Source organism: Streptomyces sp. NPDC055815 (genome assembly GCF_053616475.1).
Window position 1 is genome coordinate 1 of sequence record NZ_JBSHDU010000178.1, and the last position, 2,509, is coordinate 2,509.

The window sequence follows — 2,509 nt, forward strand, 5'->3', positions numbered from 1 at the left end:
TCGTTGGCGATCGAGAAGGTCGTCAACGCGCCCCGGGTGATGAGGAGTTGCTTGCCGATCTCGACGATCTCGATGAGCTTGGTCGGGTTGGAGTCGAGGTCGACCATGTTGCCGGCCTCCTTCGCGGCCGACGTGCCCGTGTTCATCGCGACACCGACGTCGGCCTGCGCGAGCGCGGGCGCGTCGTTCGTGCCGTCACCGGTCATCGCGACGAGCTTGCCGCCGGCCTGTTCCCGCTTGATGAGGGCCATCTTGTCCTCGGGCGTGGCCTCGGCGAGGAAGTCGTCGACACCGGCCTCCTCGGCGATCGCCTTCGCGGTCAGCGGGTTGTCACCCGTGATCATGACCGTCTTGATGCCCATACGGCGCAGCTCGTCGAACCGCTCCCGCATGCCCTCCTTGACGACGTCCTTCAGGTGGATGACACCCAGGACCCGTGCCCCGTCCGCGTCCTCCACCGCCACAAGCAGTGGCGTGCCACCAGCCTGCGCAATGGCGTCGGTGCGTTCCTGGGCGTCCTTGGCGACCTCGCCACCGCGCTCCTCCACCCACGCCACGACCGAACCGGTCGCTCCCTTGCGGACCTTGCGCCCGTCCACGTCCACGCCCGACATCCGGGTCTGGGCGGTGAAGGCGACCCACTCCGCGCCCACCAACTCGCCCTGGTGACGCTCGCGGAGCCCGTACTTCTCCTTGGCGAGGACCACGATCGAGCGTCCCTCGGGCGTCTCGTCGGCGAGCGAGGACAGCTGGGCCGCGTCGGCGACCTCGGCGGCCGTCGTCCCGGCGACCGGGACGAACTCGGAGGCCTGCCGGTTGCCGAGGGTGATGGTGCCCGTCTTGTCGAGGAGGAGGGTGGACACGTCACCGGCGGCCTCGACGGCCCGGCCGGACATCGCGAGGACGTTGCGCTGCACGAGCCGGTCCATGCCGGCGATGCCGATCGCGGACAGCAGCGCGCCGATCGTGGTCGGGATCAGGCAGACCAGCAGGGCCGTGAGCACGATCATCGAGGTCTGCTTGTCGGCGCCCGCGTAGATCGCGAACGGCTTCAGCGTGACCACGGCGAGCAGGAAGACGATCGTCAGCGACGCCAGGAGGATGTTGAGGGCGATCTCGTTCGGGGTCTTCTGCCGGGCCGCGCCCTCGACCAGGTTGATCATCCGGTCGATGAACGTCTCGCCCGGCTTCGTCGTGATCTTGATGACGACCCGGTCGGACAGCACCTTCGTACCGCCGGTGACCGCACACCGGTCGCCGCCGGACTCCCGGATGACCGGGGCGGACTCGCCGGTGATCGCGGACTCGTCGACCGAGGCCACGCCCTCGACGACGTCACCGTCGCCGGGGATGATGTCGCCGGCCTCGCAGACCACCAGGTCACCGATGCGCAGCTCGGTGCCGGGCACCTGCTCCTCGCCCTTGCCGTCCTTGGTCAGACGGCGGGCGACGGTGTCCGTCTTGGCCTTGCGCAGGGTGTCGGCCTGCGCCTTGCCCCGGCCCTCGGCGACCGCCTCCGCCAGGTTGGCGAAGATCGTCGTCAGCCACAGCCAGGCGGTGATCGCCCAGCCGAACCAGTCCCCCGGGTTCTTCACCGCGAGCACGGTCGTGACGACCGAGCCGACGAGCACCACGAACATCACCGGCGACTTGACCATCACCCGCGGGTCGAGCTTGCGCAGAGCGTCCGGGAGGGACGTGACCAGCTGCTTGGGGTCGAACAGCCCGCCGCCGACGCGTCCGGTCTCGGCAGGCCTTCCGGTGGAATCCCCTGCCTGCGGGGGCCGGGTGGGAGTGAGGGTGCTCATGCTGCGAGTCCTTCGGCGAGCGGTCCCAGAGCGAGGGCCGGGAAGTAGGTGAGACCGGTGATGATCACGATCGTGCCGACCAGGAGACCGGTGAACAGCGGCTTCTCCGTCCGGAGCGTGCCCGCCGTCTCCGGTACGGGCGTCTGCTCGGCCAGCGACCCGGCCAGGGCGAGGACGAACACCATCGGCAGGAACCGGCCGAGCAGCATCGCGATGCCGATCGTGGTGTTGAACCACTGGGTGTCGGCGTTCAGACCCGCGAAGGCGGAGCCGTTGTTGTTCGCGCCCGAGGTGTACGCGTAGAGGATCTCGGAGAAGCCGTGCGCGCCGGAGTTGGTCATCGAGTCCGCCGGCGTCGGCAGGGCCATCGCCAGGGCGGTGAAGCAGAGCACGAGGGCCGGGGTGACGAGGATGTAGCAGGCCGCGAACTTGATCTCTCGCGTGCCGATCTTCTTGCCCAGGTACTCGGGCGTGCGGCCGACCATCAGTCCGGCGATGAACACCGCGATGATCGCCATGATCAGCATGCCGTAGAGGCCGGAGCCGACACCGCCGGGCGCGATCTCGCCGAGCTGCATGCCCAGCATCGTGATCCCGCCGCCGAAGCCGGTGTACGAGGAGTGGAAGGAGTTCACCGCACCGGTCGACGTCAGCGTCGTGGCCACCGCGAAGATCGACGAGCCGCCGATCCCGAACCGGGT

General features: G+C 69.1%; 2 protein-coding genes. Both read right to left on the reverse strand.

The window, feature by feature from the left end; all coding sequences use genetic code 11:
* A partial coding sequence (gene kdpB, locus ACWGN5_RS41800) for a potassium-transporting ATPase subunit KdpB (RefSeq protein WP_453524260.1) occupies positions 1-1,808 on the reverse strand: 1,808 nt, incomplete at its 3' end.
* On the reverse strand, positions 1,805-2,509 hold a 705-nt coding region (locus ACWGN5_RS41805), incomplete at its 5' end, for a potassium-transporting ATPase subunit KdpA (protein WP_453524262.1). The genes ACWGN5_RS41805 and kdpB, both read right to left, overlap by 4 nt.